We start from the raw sequence: 16,475 nt of genomic DNA on the forward strand, positions 1-16,475 counted from the left end.
AAATCATGGCAGCTGCTCCGTTCGATAACGAGCAGCATCTTCAAATTACAAACACAAACGTTATTACTGAATATCTAATATGACTTTGCAGCATGTTCTGGCGTCGTGCTCAAATAACTCCATCGCCGACAACACGTTATCCAACGTAAAACGATGGGTAATTAATTTTTCAGGAAACACTTTGCCTTGTGAAATCCAATCAATCACTTCTGGGAATTTATTATTGTTGAGACGGGAGGTGAAAATAGTCAACTCTTTACTGGTGATCTCTTTTTGCACGAGAGCGCCTGGTGTATCTGAGAATCCCAACAATCCAATCCGCGCCGCAGGTGATGCTATCTGGATTGCCTCATTTAAAATCGATGGATGGCAGGCGGCATCAATTATCAACGTGGGCTCATCATTCAGGATTTCAGTTAACGGTGTGTCTTTATTATTGATAATGACATCAGCACCATTTTCTCTCGCCAGTGCTAATCGCTCATCAATGCGATCGACAGCAATAATCTTTTTGACATGATAGACATGGCGTAATACCTGTATGGCAGTAAGCCCCATTGGTCCTGCGCCATAAATAAGCGCAACATCAAGCTCAGTCGGCTGCATTTTGCCGCAGATATTAGCACCAATGGTGAAAGGCTCAACAAGGCTGGCAATGCTGTCAGGAATGCTCTCCGGTATTACTTTAGCATTGTACTGCGGGACACAGGCATATTCGCTGAAACCACCATCACGATGGACGCCAATCACCGAGAGCGATTTACAGACGTTTGGTTTGCCAATCAGACAAGGATAGCAATGTCCACAATTCACCACTGGATCCACCGCAACCCGTTCACCGAGGCGTGTCTTAGCCACACTTTCTCCGACGGCATCGATAACCCCGGAAAATTCATGTCCAATCACTCGCGGATATTTTGCAAAAGGATTATGCCCATGCCAAATGTGAATATCAGAGCCACAAATACTGGCACTTTTTATTCTTACTCGAACTTCATTCTTTCCTGGTAAAGGAATCGGGCGTTCCTCAAGCGTTAATTGGTTTGGTTTTTCGATAACCACACTTCTCATCTCTGTTGCCCCTTAGGATATCACTGAACGAATAACCACCTAATGTTGTACATATCTTGCTCCATATAACTACCATACAAGTATAATAAAAAAGAAACAGCAATACAGATCACAAAAATGTCGTAGATGAAAGAATGACTGGAAATAAGATTGAGCAGATAAAATTTGTGGGGAAAATCAGGATGTCGCAGGAAAAAACTGGAGTTTAAACGCGGAAAAGCGCCGCCATAAAATGACGGCGCTTGGCAGCATAGCTTTATTGATTAGATGTATGCAGCTACGGTCGCTTTCGCGCCTTTGCTCAGCAGAGACAGATAAGCATTAATCACCTGGTCGACAAACTTCCCTTCCAGCGGCAGGTCTTTGCCGAAGATAGCCTCGATAGCCAACAGCGCTTTCACGCGGGACTCGCCCTCTTCGCTTTGCGCAACCGCTGCCTGAATGACTGGCAGCAGCGGGTCGCAAACTTCAATCGCGTTACCCTGCTCATCCACACCGCCAACGTAGCGCATCCAGCCAGCCACACCCAGAGCCAACAGCATAAAGCGGCTGTTATCCGCCAGATGCCAGCGCACGGAATCGAGCATACGCTGCGGTAATTTCTGACTACCGTCCATCGCGATCTGCCAGGTGCGGTGACGCAGCGCCGGGTTGGTGTAACGCGCAATCAGCAGGTCTGCATAGCGCGCCAAATCGACGTTCTGTACTTTCAGGGTTGGAGCCTGTTCTTTCAGCATCAAATCATGCGCCGCACGGCGATAGTTTTCATCACCCATGCAGTCGTTGATATGTTGGTAACCGGCCAGATAGCCCAGATACGCAAGGAAAGAGTGGCTGCCGTTCAGCATGCGCAGTTTCATCTCTTCAAACGGAATCACGTCGCTCACCAGCTCCGCACCCGCTTTTTCCCACGCAGGACGTCCGGCCACAAAGTTATCTTCAATCACCCACTGGCGGAACGGCTCACAGGCCACGCCCGCAGGATCGCGCACGCCGGTCAGCTGTTCGATTTTATCCAGTGTTTCTGGGGTCACCGCTGGAACAATACGGTCAACCATGGTGGACGGGAACGTCACGTGGGATTCAATCCAGTCAGCCAGTCCAGCGTCGACGGCACGCGCATAAGCGCATACTACGTTACGCATCACATGGCCATTTTCCGGCATGTTATCGCAGGACATCACGCTGAATGCTGGCAGCCCAGCCGCTTTACGACGCGCCAGCGCTTCAACCACTACGCCCGGTGCGGATTTCGGCTGGTGCGGGTTCTGCAGGTCAGCGGCGATGAATGGATGATCGAGCATCAGTTGGCCGGTAGCCGGAGAGTGGCAATAGCCTTTTTCGGTAATGGTCAGGGAGACGATAGCCACCTGGGACTCGCACATTTTCGCCAGTACGGTTTCCAGGCCATCAACCTGGGCGTGCAGTGCCTCTTTGACCACACCCACAACGCGCGCAGTCCAGGCATCAGCCGACATTTCTGCCACGGTGTATAAATTGCCCTGATGGTTCAGGTCGGCAATCTGCTGCTCACCGCCAATCAGGTTAACTTCGGTATATCCCCAATCGCTGCCGTGTTCTGCGGCAAGGATATCGGCATAGACAGCCTGATGAGCGCGATGGAACGCACCAAAGCCCAGGTGTACGATACGGGACACCAGCTTGCTGCGGTCGTAGGTCGGGAGAGTTGCCTTAGCGGTTAATAGCTTATTCTGCATCTTTTTGACTCACTGTAGAGAACGTTGATTGCCATACTAGATTAACGAGTTCATTTGAGGTGTTTTTGATTTGCGTTAACTTATTGGCGATTGGTATGACATGATTTTTAAGTTGTGTGACAGCATAGGCAAAACCTACCTATGCTGTCAGCGCTATCGTTAGTGCGCCCGGGCTGGGCGAGACGTTTGACTCTCGGCGTTCTGCGGTTCGTTCCACAAATCGTCATACGAGTAACCGGTCAAATCTTCGACCACGTGCCGGGCCTGCGGCGTCACGTCCTGTTTAGAACCATGTGCTTTGAGGCGCTCGACTTCATCGACAAAAATCTTATGGGTCTGCTTATTCAGATGGAAGGTTAATGCCTGCCACAGCGCAATCACCAGCAGCCCGGCAGTACCGATAAACAGCATCATGGCGATGGTATTAACTGCGCTTTCAGGCTGAACCTGACTGCCCTTCACAAAACCGCCCTCTTGCAACATCACGCCGACGGCGAAGGTCGCGATAGCCACCGTTGTTTTACGTGAGAAGGTCATGACTGCAGCAAACAAACCTTCGCGACGCTGACGGGTGATCATTTCATCAATATCAGGGATGAATGGGAATACGTTCCACGGCGTGAATTCCAGCACACACCGGCCCACCTGATACAGCGCCGCCAGCACCAGCAGGATGGTCACTTTATTATCGGTCGGGAACTGGTAAACCATGAACAGGCCTCCCAGGCACAGCAGCATCAGCGTATAGGCAAACACATACAAACGAGATGGACCGTATTTGATGATGGCCACACCAGCCAGCAGCGTCACCGGCAGTCCCACGATACTCATCGACAGCAGCGTCCCCGACAAAGAAGACGAGACGTTGAGGCAGTATACGCAGAAGAAAACAAAGACCGTGTTATAGACATCTTTCGCCGTAAAGGAGAACAGGTAAATCGCCAGATGCTTTCTGAAAGCCCGGACTTTGAGCGTGGAGTAGTACTCTTTGAACAAATGCCCCACAGCAACCACTTTTTCCATAAACGAGGTAGGCTGACGATGACTTTCCAGCTCAGCCTGCATTTCCGGCGTCAAGTCACGTTCCCAGGTTACTTTCCACGAAATAAAGACGCACAGCATAAAGATGACCGAGAACACAACGCCATTAATAAAGTACGCGTGCGGATCGTGCTCGCCGAAGTGGCTTATCAGCAGTCCTGGAATAAAGGTCGCCAGGAAGGTACCAGATGCCGACAGGAACATACGGCAGGTCGAGAGTTTGGTACGGGAGTTAAAATCCTTGGTCATTTCAGATGGCAAGGTTTCCCACGGAATAAGTACCATTGCAGCGATCACTTCGAAAGCCAGATACACCGCAAGGTAGAACCAGAAGCTCATGCCGGTCACCCACAGCAGCGTGTAAACCAGCATCAACGGCGCACCTATCAGCAGGAAGAAGCGCCGACGACCAAACCGTTTACCCAGCGCGTTTTTATAGAAGTGGTCGGTAAAGCTGCCCATGAACAGGCTGACTATCGCATCAACGATACGCGCAATAGCGACAATTGATGCCGCTTCTACCGGAGATAAGCCAACAAAGGTTGTGTAAAAGAATAAAAGCCATGCGCCAATAACGGTAAATGCGCCGCCGCCCATGATATCCGTTAAGCCATAGCCAATACTGACGGGAATTGTTATTTTTCTATTTGTACGAGACATGTTCTACCCTCATTTAAGGAAGGACGTTAGAATCTGAAATAATTAACCGCATTGTCGTGACATATATTTCTAACCATCCGCGTTAAAACCCTGTCATTCTCAGGAATTTCCCCACGGTCAACCCAACTACCTATTAAATTACAAAGAATTCGACGGAAATAATCATGGCGAGGGTAAGAAACCAAACTCCGGGAGTCGGTGAGCATGCCCACAAAGTGCATTAATAAACCCTGGTCGGCTAAACTATTAAGCTGATTCTCCATCCCTCGACGGGTATCGTTAAACCACCAACCGGAGCCAAACTGCATCGGCGATTTCACGCCATCATCGCCTGACTGGAAATTGGCAATAGTGGTGGCGACAATATCGTTATAACTGCCGTTGAGGTTGTAAAGAATGGTCTTCGGTAACGCATCCACCTTCGCCATCGCATCGAGCAACTGATTCAAACCGGCTGCCAGGTTGCTTTGATCGGCTATCGAATCAAACCCGGTATTAATCCCAAGCTGCTGGTGCATTTTGCTGTTATTGCTGCGTATCGCGCCAAAGTGAATCTGCATTGCCCAGCCACGCTGTTTGTACTCTTTCGCCAGCATGACAAATATCGCACTCGCCAGTTGCGCACTCTCAAGTCCAGTTAATGATTTACCGCCGCGTTTCTGGCTGAACAGCGCGTTAACGTGTTGCTCATCTGCCGCCTGATATTCAATGTTGACCGGGCCGTGATCGGAGATACGGCATCCCGATTCATGGAACCAGTCAATACGCTGAGCCAGCGCTGCTGAAAAATCAGCAAAAGTGCGAATGTCATGGCCAGTCAGCGATGCCAGCTTCTCGACAAAACGCGCAAACACGTTTGCATCAGGCTCAAAAACATCATCTGGACGGAACGTTGGCAGCACCCGCGTTTTAAAGGTTGAATCCTGTTGCAACAGACGATGATATTCCAGCGAATCCAACGGTGCGTCGGTTGTACAGATAACTTCGACATTAGAACGCGCAATCAGACTCCGCGGCTTAAAATCTTCTCCAGCTATCTGTTGATTACAGTGCTGCATTATTTCCTGCCAGTTTTCACTGCTTAGCATTTCATTACAGGAGAAATATTTATTTAATTCTAAATGCGTCCAGTGATAGAGCGGATTACCAAATGAGGCTTCCACCGTTTCAGCCCACGCTTTAAATTTCTCTTCCGCCGTTGCATCACCGGTAATATAGCGTTCGGCAATACCATTAGCGCGCATTGCGCGCCATTTATAATGATCGCCGGCTAACCACAGTTGTGTGATATTTTCGAGACGTTTATTTTCGTATATTTCTTTTGCATCAAGGTGACAGTGATAGTCGATGATCGGTAATTGTGCAGCAATATCTTTATATAACCGAACACCGACTTCACTCTCGATCATGAAACGATCGTTAATGAAGTCCATGTTTATTCTCTTTGGCAATGTTGAAGTAAATTAAAAGACTGAATGAATTACCAATTCCACAAAGTGCCGTCTTCCAGACGCGCGACCGGTAAATAAGCAGGGTCGTACGGGTATTTGGCGGCCAGTTTTTCATCAAACTCGATGCCTAAGCCCGGCTTATCACCTGGGTGCATATAGCCGTTATCGAAGGTCCAGCAGTGTGGGAAGACTTCCAGCATCTGCTCGGAGTAGCCCATATATTCCTGAACGCCGAAGTTCGGTACCCATAGGTCAAAGTGCAGCGCAGCTGCCATGCAGACAGGTGAAAGATCGGATGGACCGTGTGAGCCAGTACGAACCTGGTAGAGCGAGGCAAAATCAGCGATTCTGCGCATTCCGGTGATGCCACCCGCATGGGTCATGGTGGTGCGGATATAGTCAATCAACTGCTCTTCAATAAGCTGTTTGCAATCCCAGATGCTATTGAATACCTCACCCACCGCAATCGGCGTGACGGTATGCTGACGAATCAGGCGGAAACACTCCTGGTTCTCAGCAGGCGTTGGGTCTTCCATCCAGAACAGACGATACTGCTCGATGCTTTTACCAAAACGCGCCGCTTCAATCGGCGTCAAACGGTGGTGCATGTCGTGCAACAAATGTTCGTTGAAACCAAAGCGGTTACGTACCGCCTCGAACAGTTTTGGCGTGAAATCGAGATATTTTTCCGTGGACCACAGCTGCTCTTCCGGCCACTGACCTTTGGTCGCCGGTTCATATGCCAGGCCTTTACCTTTAGACATACCATAGGTGGTTTTCATGCCCGGCACGCCGCATTGAACGCGAATCGCTTTAAAGCCCATCTCCTGATGGCGCGCGTAGTCTTCCAGCACTTCATCAATGGTGCGCCCGGTGGTGTGGCAGTAAACCATCACGCCTTCACGGGAGGCCCCGCCCAGCAACTGATACAGCGGCATATTGGCGGCTTTGGCTTTGATATCCCATAGCGCCATATCAATGGCCGAGATCGCTGACATCGTCACCGGGCCGCGACGCCAGTAGGCGCCTTTGTAGAAAAACTGCCAGATATCTTCAATGCGGTGCGCATCACGCCCCACCAGCTGCGGGCACAGATGATCCTTCAGGTAGGAAGCAACTGGCAGTTCGCGGCCGTTTAACGTGGCATCGCCGTAGCCGACCAATCCGCTATCGGTGGTAATTTTCAGCGTGACAAAGTTACGGCCAGGACAGGTTACAAAAACCTCAGCACCCACAATTTTCATCTTCAATCCTTACATCTCATCGGTTAGTGAGCAAAACTTACGCCCTGAACTACTACCATACAAGTATAGAGATCGAGAAATCCCGTGAAGGATCACAAAAAAAGAGGATTAAATAACCGCACAAAGGAATTTGAACTCACACCGTATTACGGTCGATGGATTTAACTCCGTCCCCATCCGGCGACAATAATCAGCATACCGCACAGCGCGACCGCCGCGCCCAGCCAATCATAGGCGGTCAGTTTTTCACCCTCTACCACCCGCAGCCATAGCAGCGCGGTAAAGATATAGACACCGCCATAAGCGGCATAAACCCGCCCGCTGGCAGCAGGATGCAGGGTCAATAACCAGACGAACATAGCGAGCGCTAGCCCGGCGGGAAGCAATAACAGAGGCGTTGCACCCCGCTTCAACCATAGCCAGGGTAAATAACAGCCAATGATTTCACACAGCGCGGTGGCGAAAAACAGCAGAGAGGTCTTTAACATTATGCTTTATCAAGAATCGATGGAATGCACCATAATACGCAAGAACCCACGCGATTCGACCACGTTTTTTTCGCAGGTATGCCAGCCGCAAGAGATGTAGTAAACTGGTTTAAGGAGTCATCGTATTCACTATCTCGAAGGAACACGCAAATGAAAATTACACTTGGCAAACGCCTGTGCCTGACGGCTATGCTCGCGCTGGGAGCCATCGTGTACACCGCATCTGCCTCTGCTGAAACCAACAAGCTGGTTATTGAATCAGGCGATAGCGCCCAGAGCCGCCAGAATGCAGCGATGGACAAAGAGCAGTGGAACGACACTCGCCAGCTGCGCCAGAAGGTCAACAAACGTGCGGAAAAAGAGTGGGATAAAACCGACGTCGCTTTTGATGCTCGCGATAAATGCCAGCAGAGCGCGAACGTTAATGCCTACTGGGAGTCGAACACTCTGCGTTGTCTCGATCGCTCAACCGGTCGCTCAATCAACCCATAGTGTTACAAGGGCGCCATCGGCGCCCTTCTCATTTCTGCTCAATAATACTCAATAGTATTCTTAATCGTGTAGTGCTGGATAACCGGCGGCTTCGCGCTTTCATCGACAATCTTCAAAGAACAGCTCACCGGGTTATCGTGCCTATCGTATTCACAGTTCTGAGTGACATTGGCGATAGGCTGCTTATTCAACAGGCTGACGGCGGTATAATCGAGCTTCTTGCGGCCATCCTGCGAAGGCGTGGACACCACTGAAAGCGTCTCATCTTTCGCCGTTGAGGTTTTACCCAAAGGGTAACCTTCGCCGTCATAGCGGTAATCCACTTCACGCTCTTTACTGAGAGCCTTGACCACAAAGCCATTGTCATCGGTTTCCCAGGCCACTCCCGCCGAAGGGAATTCAGCTAGCTGACATTTTCCCTGTAAACGCACCCGCTTCTCATGCGTCACGCCATCGAGATAATAGTTGGCATCCAGCACCAGCAGTGCGCCGCTATCTTCTTCAATATTATGAAACTCCAGCAAATCGAAGCAGCCTTCGCGAGAGATTTGCGCGCTGACCCGTTTTGCCACTTCGCCCTTTTCATTTAGCAATGTCTGGCTGAAATCTTTCACCGGGCCACGGAGTGGGTCGAAATCAAACTCATTTGAAAAACTGGCCATTTCCGGAGTAAAGGCCGCTGGAGAGTCATTGGTATCACAGCCGCTGAGTGCCGCCATCGCTGACGCCAATAAAATAAGTTTCTTCACACCGCAGTCCTGTTTCGGGATTTTCTCAATGATATTAGGAAATACAATAATTTACACTACCACTGCTATACTTTTCCCAAGCCAACTGCAAAGGAGTCGATCATGAGATCTTCACGCTGGTTACTGGCACTACTGCTAGCCGGGGCCTTACCCGCGCTGGCCGCCGTCCCGGATTCGTGCGAACGCGTCAGGAGCGACATTCAGCAAAAAATCATCGGCAACGGCGTAGCAGAAAGCGCCTTTACCCTGGACATTGTTCCAAACGATCAGGCTGACCAACCGGGCGCGCAGGTGGTTGGACACTGCGCCAACGACACCTTTAAAATCCTTTACTCCCGCACCGACAGCGCCCAGTAGCGCGACGCCGCCTCTGCAGAGGCGGTGCCGTTTTAGGCTTCCTGAGCTACCGTAAATGCCAGCGCAATCCCTATCAACACCCCATCCTTTAACGAACGGTCGTCCGACAAGGCGTCGAGATTGCCCTGAAAGCGCAGCTGCTGTGACGTGGTATTGATGGTCAATTTTCCATGCAGGCAAGGCAGCGTCTGAGAACCTATCGGATAAACCACCCGCCCGGAGACCAGCACCGGGATCTTGCGAAGCTCCGCTGATTGCGACACGCCGACGCTAGAATAGAGGACCGCCAGCGGCGTAATAGCAACAACATGGCCATTGGTCACGCTAATGAAATCGAGCAAAATTTCGGGACGTAAGAAATTTACCCCTTTATAGGGAACCGTGACCGTATCGATCGCGGGCATCGGGATGACGTGCGAAGCAATATCCTGCATGAGTTTATTCCTGTAGGGGACAGCCAATGTTCTTTATTGAGAGCAAAACATTAACCGAAAAAATCGTCTTTTATTGTTGTAAAACAATTATGCACAGCAGTTCAGAATCAGGCAAACACCCTATAAAAAAATACCCGCGGTAGTGATATTGCTCTTTGACCAGGAATAATACTTGTATACCACTTCCCAGGTATTATTCGTCCATTATTAGTCGGATTTTAATTTCGGTCCGAAATCATTAATAAAATAATGGAGTGAATGATGTCTAACCTGGAAAAGCATGGAGGGCTGAGCCGGCGCAGCCTGATTAAATCATCGGCCATCGGTTCTTTAGCATTGGCTGCGGGCGGTTTTTCGCTGCCCTTCTCTTTACGTGCCACCGCTGCCGCCGTGCAGCAGGCCGGACGCCCGGACGACAAAGTGGTCTGGGGGGCTTGTTCCGTCAACTGCGGCAGCCGCTGTGCGTTGCGCCTACACGTAAAGGACGATGAAGTTTATTGGGTTGAAACCGACAATACCGGACATGACATTTATGGCGATCATCAAGTGCGCGCCTGCCTGCGCGGGCGTTCTATTCGCCGCCGAATAAACCATCCTGACCGCCTGAACTATCCTATGAAACGCGTCGGCAAACGCGGCGAAGGCAAGTTTGAGCGTATCAGTTGGCAAGAAGCGCTCGATACGATTGCCAGTAACCTGCAGCGCGTGGTGAAAGATTACGGTAACGAATCGGTTTATATCAACTATTCCTCCGGTATCGTCGGCGGTAATATTACCCGCTCTTCACCTTCCGGTTCGGCGGTGATGCGTCTGATGAACTGCTACGGTGGTTCACTCAACCAGTACGGCACCTACAGCACCGCACAGATAGCCTGCGCCATGCCTTATACCTACGGCACCAACGACGGCAACAGCACCTCCGATATCGAAAACAGCAAACTGGTGGTGATGTTTGGTAATAACCCGGCGGAGACGCGTATGAGCGGCGGCGGGATCACCTATTACCTTGAACAGGCTCGCGAACGCTCAAATGCGCGCATGATCGTTATCGATCCGCGCTATACCGACACCGCCGCCGGGCGTGAGGATGAGTGGATCCCAATTCGCCCCGGTACCGACGCGGCGCTGGTGGCGGGTATTGCCTGGGTGTTGATTGATGAAAACCTCGTCGACCAACCGTTCCTCGATAAATACTGCGTGGGCTATGATGAAACCACGCTGCCAGAAGGCGCACCGGCTAACGGTCACTACAAGGCCTATATTCAGGGCCAGGGTGATGACGGGGTAGCAAAAACGCCGCAGTGGGCATCACAGGTCACGGGTATCCCGGTCGATAGGATTATCAAGCTGGCACGAGAAATCGGCAGCGCCAGGCCAACGGTGAACTGGCCGCTCGTGCCATCGCAATGCTGCCTATTCTTACCGGTAACGTTGGCATCAATGGCGGCAACAGCGGTGCCCGTGAGTCCACCTATACCATCACCATCGAACGCTTCCCGGTGCTGACTAACCCGGTCAAAACCGCCATCTCCTGCTTTACCTGGACCGATGCCATTGACCACGGCGCTGAAATGACCGCCACGCGAGACGGCGTGCGCGGCAAAGATAAGCTCGATGTGCCGATAAAATTCTTCTGGAACTACGCCGGCAACACCATCATCAACCAGCACTCTGACATCAACAAAACCCACGAGATTTTGCAGGATGAGAGCAAATGCGAAATGATCGTGGTGATTGAAAACTTCATGACCGCGTCGGCGAAATACGCCGATATTCTGTTGCCTGACCTGATGACCGTCGAGCAGGAAGATATCATCCCGAACGACTATGCCGGGAATATGGGCTATTTAATCTTTATCCAGCCAGTAACCAGCGCCAAGTTTGAACGAAAACCGATTTACTGGATCTTAAGCGAAGTTGCCAAACGTCTGGGGGATGATGTTCATCAGAAGTTTACCGAAGGCCGCACCCAGGAACAGTGGCTTCAGTACCTCTACGCCAAAATGCGCGCTAAAGATGCGGATCTACCAAGCTATGACGAGCTCAAGAAAATGGGCATCTATAAGCGCAAAGATCCGAACGGTCACTTTGTGGCCTATAAAGATTTCCGTAACGATCCCGAGGCCAATCCATTAAAAACCCCGTCGGGCAAAATTGAAATTTACTCTGCCCGGCTCGCGGATATTGCCGCCAAATGGCAGCTTGAAAAAGATGAAACCATCAGCCCGCTGCCGGTTTACGCCTCTACCTTCGAAGGTTGGGACGATCCGCTGCGTGATAAATTCCCGCTGCAACTGTTCGGCTTCCACTATAAAGCACGCACCCACTCCAGCTACGGTAACGTCGATGTATTGCAGGCGGCCTGCCGTCAGGAAGTGTGGCTGAATCCGATAGATGCGAAGAAGCGCGGAATTGAGAACGGCGATATGGTCCGCGTGTTCAACGGTCGTGGAGAAGTGCGTATTGCCGCGAAGGTAACGCCGCGCATTATGCCGGGCGTCTCCGCCATGGGCCAAGGCGCGTGGCACGATGCGCAGATGGATGGTGACAGAATTGACCACGGTTCATGTATCAACACGCTGACCACCCACCGCCCATCACCGCTGGCGAAGGGCAACCCGCAGCACACTAACCTGGTTCAGGTTGCGAAGGTATAAGGACTAACCCATGAGTACGCAATACGGATTTTTCATCGACTCAGCCCGCTGCACCGGTTGTAAAACCTGTGAGCTGGCCTGTAAAGATTACAAGAACTTAACCCCGGACGTCAGCTTCCGCCGTATCTACGAATACGCGGGCGGCGACTGGCAGGAAGACAACGGCGTCTGGAACCAGAACGTCTTTGCCTACTATCTGTCGATTGCCTGTAACCACTGCGAAGATCCGGCTTGTACTAAGGTCTGCCCGAGCGGCGCAATGCACAAACGCGATGACGGCTTTGTGGTAGTGGACGAAGACGTCTGCATCGGCTGTCGCTACTGCCATATGGCCTGCCCGTACGGCGCACCGCAATACAACGCGGCGAAAGGTCACATGACCAAATGCGACGGCTGCCACGAGCGCGTAGCCGACGGCAAGAAACCGATCTGCGTCGAATCCTGCCCGCTGCGCGCGCTGGACTTTGGCCCGATTGACGAGCTACGTCAGAAACACGGCCAGCTGGCCGCGGTGGCACCGTTGCCATCCGCGCATTTCACCAAGCCAAGTATCGTGATTAAACCTAACGCCAACGCACGTCCGTGCGGTGACACAACCGGCTATCTGGCCAACCCGAAGGAGGTGTGAGATGGGAAGTGGATGGCATGAATGGCCGCTGGTGCTGTTTACGGTACTGGGGCAATGCGTCGTGGGCGCGACAATTATCACCGGAATGGGCTGGCTTGCGGCACGTAATGAACGGGCCGATGAGCGACGGATCGTCCTTAATATGTTCTTCCTGTGGGTCGTCATGGGGATTGCCTTTTTTGCCTCGGTACTGCACCTCGGCTCCCCTTTACGCGCCTTCAACTCACTGAATCGCATTGGTTCATCGGCGTTGAGTAATGAAATCGCCAGTGGCTCGGTATTCTTTGCAGTAGGCGGGTTCTGGTGGCTGCTTTCGGTTATCGGTAAAATGCCAGCCACGCTCGGACGTATCTGGTTAGTCATCAGCATGGTGCTGGGTCTGATCTTTGTCTGGGCGATGACGCGTGTTTATCAGATAGATACGGTGCCAACCTGGTATAATGGATACACCACGGCGTCGTTCTTCTTAACCGTGGTACTCACCGGGCCGCTGTTCGCTGCCCTGCTGCTGAAGCTGGCGAAGGTGCCGTTCAACGGTAAATTCTTTGCCTCGCTCAGCGTGCTGGCTTTACTGGCAAGCCTTGCGGTGGTGGTGATGCAGACGTCCGAGCTCGGCTTTATCCACAGTTCGGTACAGCAAGCCAACGCGCTGCTGCCCGACTGGGGCAGCCTGCAGGTATGGCGCTTTGTACTGCTGGTCGCAGGTTTAGGCTGCTGGCTTTGTCCACTACTGCGTCGAGTTCCATCGCACACTATCGGCTTAGCCATAGGCTTGCTGCTGGTACTGGCAGGGGAATTTATCGGCCGTGGGCTGTTTTACGGCCTGCACATGACCGTCGGTATGGCGATTGCCGGGTAATTTATCGGTGCGGGATACGTCCCGCACGCATTTAAGGAAATGCAGTAATGAATGACGTTCAGCACCACGACGCTTTAGCTTTCTCCGCCCGCGTTCTCGGGGCGCTGTTTTACTTTGCGCCGGATAGTGCGCTTGCTGAGCCGCTGGTTGCCGCTTTTAGTGATGGCGAATGGGCCGCACAGTGGCCTTATCCCGTCAACCACCTCGAAACGTTGTCCGCCGGGTTCACGGCAAAAAGCAATGAGTCGCGCTCTGAAGCCTGGCAACGGCTGTTCATCGGTCCATCGGCATTACCTTCACCGCCGTGGGGTTCCGTGTGGTTAGATCGTGAAAACGTATTATTCGGCGAATCCACGCTGGCGCTGCGCCAGTGGATGCGCGACAACCAGATTGCCTTTGATGTGCAACAAAATGAGCCGGAAGACAACTTCGGCACGCTGCTGATGCTGGCCGCCTGGCTGGTCGAAAACGATCGCTATGAAGCCTGCGAGCAGCTGTTGGCCTGGCATCTGCTGCCGTGGGCCAACCGCTTTATCAGCGAATTTATCGACAAAGCCGGCGACCCGTTCTATACGGCGCTGGGGCAACTCACACAGCAGACGCTGGGGCATTGGCAGTCGCATCTGCTTATCCCCGTGGCAGATAAAAAGCTGTATCGCTAATTTCAATGCAACGCCTTCATCACTATCCCGATATCAAGGCGATGCTGCGTCGCCTGTTAATCGCTACCGTCGTCGGCGTTCTGGCGGCGCTAGCGGTCGCCCTGTTCCGTCATGCCATGTACTTTCTCGAATGGTTGTTGTTAAGCAACGACAGCGGCAGTCTGGTCAACGCGGCTGAGGGCCTGGTGTGGTGGCGTCGGTTGATGACTCCAGCTCTCGGTGGGCTTGCCGCCGGCACGTTATTGTGGTGCTGGCAGCGCTACACGCGTCAGCGCCCGCATGCACCCACCGATTACATGGAAGCCCTGGAAAGTGATGAAGGAAAGTTCGACACCGGCTCCAGCCTGGTAAAATCTACCGCCTCGCTACTAGTAGTGGCCAGCGGCAGCGCCATTGGCCGTGAAGGTGCGATGATCCTACTGGCGGCGCTAGCGGCCTCGTTTTTTGCCCAACGTTTTACGCCAAAAAATGAGTGGAAACTGTGGATTGCCTGCGGAGCCGCTGCGGGGATGGCCAGCGCCTATCATGCGCCGCTGGCCGGGAGCCTATTTATTGCCGAGATACTGTTCGGTACGCTGATGCTCGCCTCGCTCGGGCCGGTAGTGATTGCAGCGGTTGTCGGCCTACTAACGACGCAAATGATGAACGGTGGCGCAGAGCTGCTGTATCGCGTTGCACCATTACCCACGCTGACTGCCAGCCACTACGCGCTGATGCTCGCTGCTGGACTGGTCTGCGGCGCCGGCGGGCCACTGCTGATGTGGCTGATGGACATCAGCCATCGCGGTTTTCTGCGGCTCAAACTGTCCCCGCCCTGGCAACTGGCGCTTGGCGGATTATTGGTTGGTTTGCTATCGCTGTTGACGCCAGCGGTCTGGGGTAACGGCTATAGCGTAGTGCAAGGCTTCTTGCTCGCACCGCCGGTTTTCACCGTTATTGCTGGAATATTTTTGTGCAAACTGTTGGCCATTCTCGCCAGCAGCAGCTCGGGTGCACCGGGAGGGGTCTTTACGCCAACGCTGTTTATCGGGCTGGCCGTCGGGATTTTGTTCGCCAATACGTGGAGTTTTGCATTTCCAGGGGATCAGACAACGACTATTCTGCTGGGGATCACCGGAATGGCGACGCTGCTGGCGGCCACCACCCCCGCACCGATTATGTCGACGCTGATGATTTGTGAAATGACCGGGCAGTATACGCTGCTACCCGGTTTGCTGATTGCCTGCGTGATTGCTTCCGTGCTGTCGCGCACCCTACGCCAGGATTCTATCTACCGTCAGCATGTTGCTGAGCATCGTTAAATCAACGTAGTGGCTCAGCTCACGCTGTTCCGGACGCGGCAGATACGGCAGTTCGCCAATCAACGGTGCCGGGAGTTTCTTACTCAGCACGTCGATAATTTCCGCGTAGTGCGATAGACCCGGATTGATACGATTCGCCACCCAGCCAATCAACGGCAAACCATCGTTGGCAATGGCCTGCGCGGTCAACAGCGCATGGTTGATGCACCCTTCCTGAATCCCCACCACTAACAGCACCGGCAGTTGTTCCTGCACTACCCACTCTGAGAGCGGACGCAGGTCGTTCATCAGGCTACGCCAACCGCCCGTGCCTTCGACCACCACGTTATCAACCTGCTTGCTCAGATTGGCCAGCCCATCGGACAACAAGCTGTAGTTGATAGGGCAACTGTGCGCTACGCTGCTCTCTTCTTCGCTCAACGCAATAGGATTAATGGCCTCGTAAGGCAGCGCCAGCGATGAGACGCTTTGCAGCACCAGCGCATCTTTGTTGCGCAGACCGTCGGCGGTCTCCTTGCTGCCTTTTGCCACCGGCTTGTATCCCGCTACCCGTTTCCCGCTGGCGGCGAGCGCCTGTAATAGCACACGAGAAACCACCGTCTTACCGACAGAAGTATCAGTCCCAGTAATAAAGAAACGATTAAGCATGACTAACTAACCCCA

Annotated in this window: 15 protein-coding genes and 1 pseudogene; 7 read left to right on the forward strand and 9 right to left on the reverse strand. The window is 52.5% G+C overall.

Annotated elements, in window-relative coordinates; translation table 11 throughout:
* Positions 1-63: 63 nt before the first annotated feature.
* The 6 genes from ABOC97_RS01590 to ABOC97_RS01615 all read right to left on the reverse strand — a co-directional run bounded on the left by ABOC97_RS01590 (position 64) and on the right by ABOC97_RS01615 (position 7,673).
* Positions 64-1,071 (reverse strand): Zn-dependent oxidoreductase, encoded by a 1,008-nt coding sequence (locus ABOC97_RS01590; protein ID WP_349593217.1) that lies wholly within the window; start codon positions 1,069-1,071, stop codon positions 64-66.
* A gap of 263 nt (positions 1,072-1,334) precedes the next feature.
* Positions 1,335-2,789 (reverse strand): mannitol dehydrogenase family protein, encoded by a 1,455-nt coding sequence (locus tag ABOC97_RS01595; RefSeq protein ID WP_349593220.1) that lies wholly within the window; start codon positions 2,787-2,789, stop codon positions 1,335-1,337.
* A 159-nt stretch (positions 2,790-2,948) separates the two neighbouring features.
* Positions 2,949-4,490, reverse strand: coding sequence for an MFS transporter (locus tag ABOC97_RS01600; RefSeq protein ID WP_349593223.1), 1,542 nt, complete (start codon positions 4,488-4,490; stop codon positions 2,949-2,951).
* A 26-nt stretch (positions 4,491-4,516) separates the two neighbouring features.
* Positions 4,517-5,923 (reverse strand): glucuronate isomerase, encoded by a 1,407-nt coding sequence (gene uxaC, locus ABOC97_RS01605; protein ID WP_349593226.1) that lies wholly within the window; start codon positions 5,921-5,923, stop codon positions 4,517-4,519.
* Positions 5,924-5,970: 47 nt separating this feature from the next.
* Entirely contained in the window at positions 5,971-7,185 is a 1,215-nt protein-coding gene (gene rspA, locus ABOC97_RS01610) for a starvation-sensing protein RspA (protein ID WP_349593229.1), read from the reverse strand.
* A gap of 161 nt (positions 7,186-7,346) precedes the next feature.
* The gene (locus ABOC97_RS01615) at positions 7,347-7,673 is read right to left on the reverse strand and encodes a YnfA family protein (RefSeq protein ID WP_234506353.1); all 327 of its coding nucleotides are present in this window, start codon (positions 7,671-7,673) and stop codon (positions 7,347-7,349) included.
* Positions 7,674-7,823: 150 nt separating this feature from the next.
* On the opposite strand from ABOC97_RS01615, the gene ABOC97_RS01620 reads away from it, so the two are divergent.
* Complete coding sequence (locus tag ABOC97_RS01620; RefSeq protein WP_349593232.1) at positions 7,824-8,165, forward strand: DUF1283 family protein; 342 nt, start codon at positions 7,824-7,826, stop codon at positions 8,163-8,165.
* A 38-nt stretch (positions 8,166-8,203) separates the two neighbouring features.
* Here ABOC97_RS01620 and ABOC97_RS01625 read toward each other — a convergent pair whose 3' ends face one another.
* On the reverse strand, positions 8,204-8,914 hold the full coding sequence (locus ABOC97_RS01625) for a YnfC family lipoprotein (RefSeq protein ID WP_416012102.1): 711 nt from the start codon (positions 8,912-8,914) through the stop codon (positions 8,204-8,206).
* 102 nt (positions 8,915-9,016) lie between these two features.
* Here ABOC97_RS01625 and ABOC97_RS01630 point away from each other — a divergent pair, with 102 nt between their 5' ends.
* Positions 9,017-9,271 carry a DUF1161 domain-containing protein gene (locus ABOC97_RS01630; RefSeq protein ID WP_349593235.1) on the forward strand — a complete coding sequence of 85 codons (255 nt, stop codon included), beginning with the start codon at positions 9,017-9,019 and terminating at the stop codon, positions 9,269-9,271.
* Between the two features lie 32 nt (positions 9,272-9,303).
* Here ABOC97_RS01630 and ABOC97_RS01635 read toward each other — a convergent pair whose 3' ends face one another.
* Positions 9,304-9,705 (reverse strand): dTDP-glucose pyrophosphorylase, encoded by a 402-nt coding sequence (locus ABOC97_RS01635; RefSeq protein WP_349593238.1) that lies wholly within the window; start codon positions 9,703-9,705, stop codon positions 9,304-9,306.
* 261 nt (positions 9,706-9,966) lie between these two features.
* Between ABOC97_RS01635 and ynfE the strand changes: the two are divergent.
* The 5 genes and pseudogenes from ynfE (at position 9,967) to clcB (ending at position 15,812) form a co-directional block, all read left to right on the forward strand.
* Positions 9,967-12,362: pseudogene (ynfE, locus tag ABOC97_RS01640) on the forward strand (selenate/tellurate reductase subunit YnfE).
* A gap of 10 nt (positions 12,363-12,372) precedes the next feature.
* A complete protein-coding gene (locus ABOC97_RS01645; RefSeq protein ID WP_349593241.1) occupies positions 12,373-12,990 on the forward strand; it encodes a DMSO/selenate family reductase complex B subunit in 618 nt (205 codons plus the stop codon).
* Position 12,991: 1 nt separating this feature from the next.
* A complete protein-coding gene (locus tag ABOC97_RS01650) occupies positions 12,992-13,849 on the forward strand; it encodes a dimethyl sulfoxide reductase anchor subunit family protein (RefSeq protein WP_349593244.1) in 858 nt (285 codons plus the stop codon).
* 47 nt (positions 13,850-13,896) lie between these two features.
* Entirely contained in the window at positions 13,897-14,511 is a 615-nt protein-coding gene (gene dmsD, locus ABOC97_RS01655) for a Tat proofreading chaperone DmsD (protein ID WP_349593247.1), read from the forward strand.
* Between the two features lie 5 nt (positions 14,512-14,516).
* Entirely contained in the window at positions 14,517-15,812 is a 1,296-nt protein-coding gene (gene clcB, locus ABOC97_RS01660) for a voltage-gated ClC-type chloride channel ClcB (protein ID WP_349593250.1), read from the forward strand.
* Here clcB and bioD read toward each other — a convergent pair.
* Entirely contained in the window at positions 15,765-16,460 is a 696-nt protein-coding gene (bioD, locus tag ABOC97_RS01665) for a dethiobiotin synthase (RefSeq protein WP_349593253.1), read from the reverse strand. The two genes, clcB and bioD, sit on opposite strands and share 48 nt — an antisense overlap.
* Positions 16,461-16,475: the final 15 nt, after the last annotated feature.

The organism is Kluyvera huaxiensis (assembly GCF_040149365.1).
In the GTDB taxonomy this organism is placed as follows: domain Bacteria; phylum Pseudomonadota; class Gammaproteobacteria; order Enterobacterales; family Enterobacteriaceae; genus Kluyvera; species Kluyvera intermedia_A.

What these genes read in the sequence shown, in the direction of transcription:
- ABOC97_RS01590 (WP_349593217.1), bottom strand. Translation starts at nt 1,071, where the DNA reads ATGAGAAGTGTGGTTATCGAAAAACCAAACCAATTAACGCTTGAGGAA.
- ABOC97_RS01595 (WP_349593220.1), bottom strand. Translation starts at nt 2,789, where the DNA reads ATGCAGAATAAGCTATTAACCGCTAAGGCAACTCTCCCGACCTACGAC.
- ABOC97_RS01600 (WP_349593223.1), bottom strand. Translation starts at nt 4,490, where the DNA reads ATGTCTCGTACAAATAGAAAAATAACAATTCCCGTCAGTATTGGCTAT.
- uxaC (WP_349593226.1), bottom strand. Translation starts at nt 5,923, where the DNA reads ATGGACTTCATTAACGATCGTTTCATGATCGAGAGTGAAGTCGGTGTT.
- rspA (WP_349593229.1), bottom strand. Translation starts at nt 7,185, where the DNA reads ATGAAAATTGTGGGTGCTGAGGTTTTTGTAACCTGTCCTGGCCGTAAC.
- ABOC97_RS01615 (WP_234506353.1), bottom strand. Translation starts at nt 7,673, where the DNA reads ATGTTAAAGACCTCTCTGCTGTTTTTCGCCACCGCGCTGTGTGAAATC.
- ABOC97_RS01620 (WP_349593232.1), top strand. Translation starts at nt 7,824, where the DNA reads ATGAAAATTACACTTGGCAAACGCCTGTGCCTGACGGCTATGCTCGCG.
- ABOC97_RS01630 (WP_349593235.1), top strand. Translation starts at nt 9,017, where the DNA reads ATGAGATCTTCACGCTGGTTACTGGCACTACTGCTAGCCGGGGCCTTA.
- ABOC97_RS01635 (WP_349593238.1), bottom strand. Translation starts at nt 9,705, where the DNA reads ATGCAGGATATTGCTTCGCACGTCATCCCGATGCCCGCGATCGATACG.
- ABOC97_RS01645 (WP_349593241.1), top strand. Translation starts at nt 12,373, where the DNA reads ATGAGTACGCAATACGGATTTTTCATCGACTCAGCCCGCTGCACCGGT.
- ABOC97_RS01650 (WP_349593244.1), top strand. Translation starts at nt 12,992, where the DNA reads ATGGGAAGTGGATGGCATGAATGGCCGCTGGTGCTGTTTACGGTACTG.
- dmsD (WP_349593247.1), top strand. Translation starts at nt 13,897, where the DNA reads ATGAATGACGTTCAGCACCACGACGCTTTAGCTTTCTCCGCCCGCGTT.
- clcB (WP_349593250.1), top strand. Translation starts at nt 14,517, where the DNA reads ATGCAACGCCTTCATCACTATCCCGATATCAAGGCGATGCTGCGTCGC.
- bioD (WP_349593253.1), bottom strand. Translation starts at nt 16,460, where the DNA reads ATGCTTAATCGTTTCTTTATTACTGGGACTGATACTTCTGTCGGTAAG.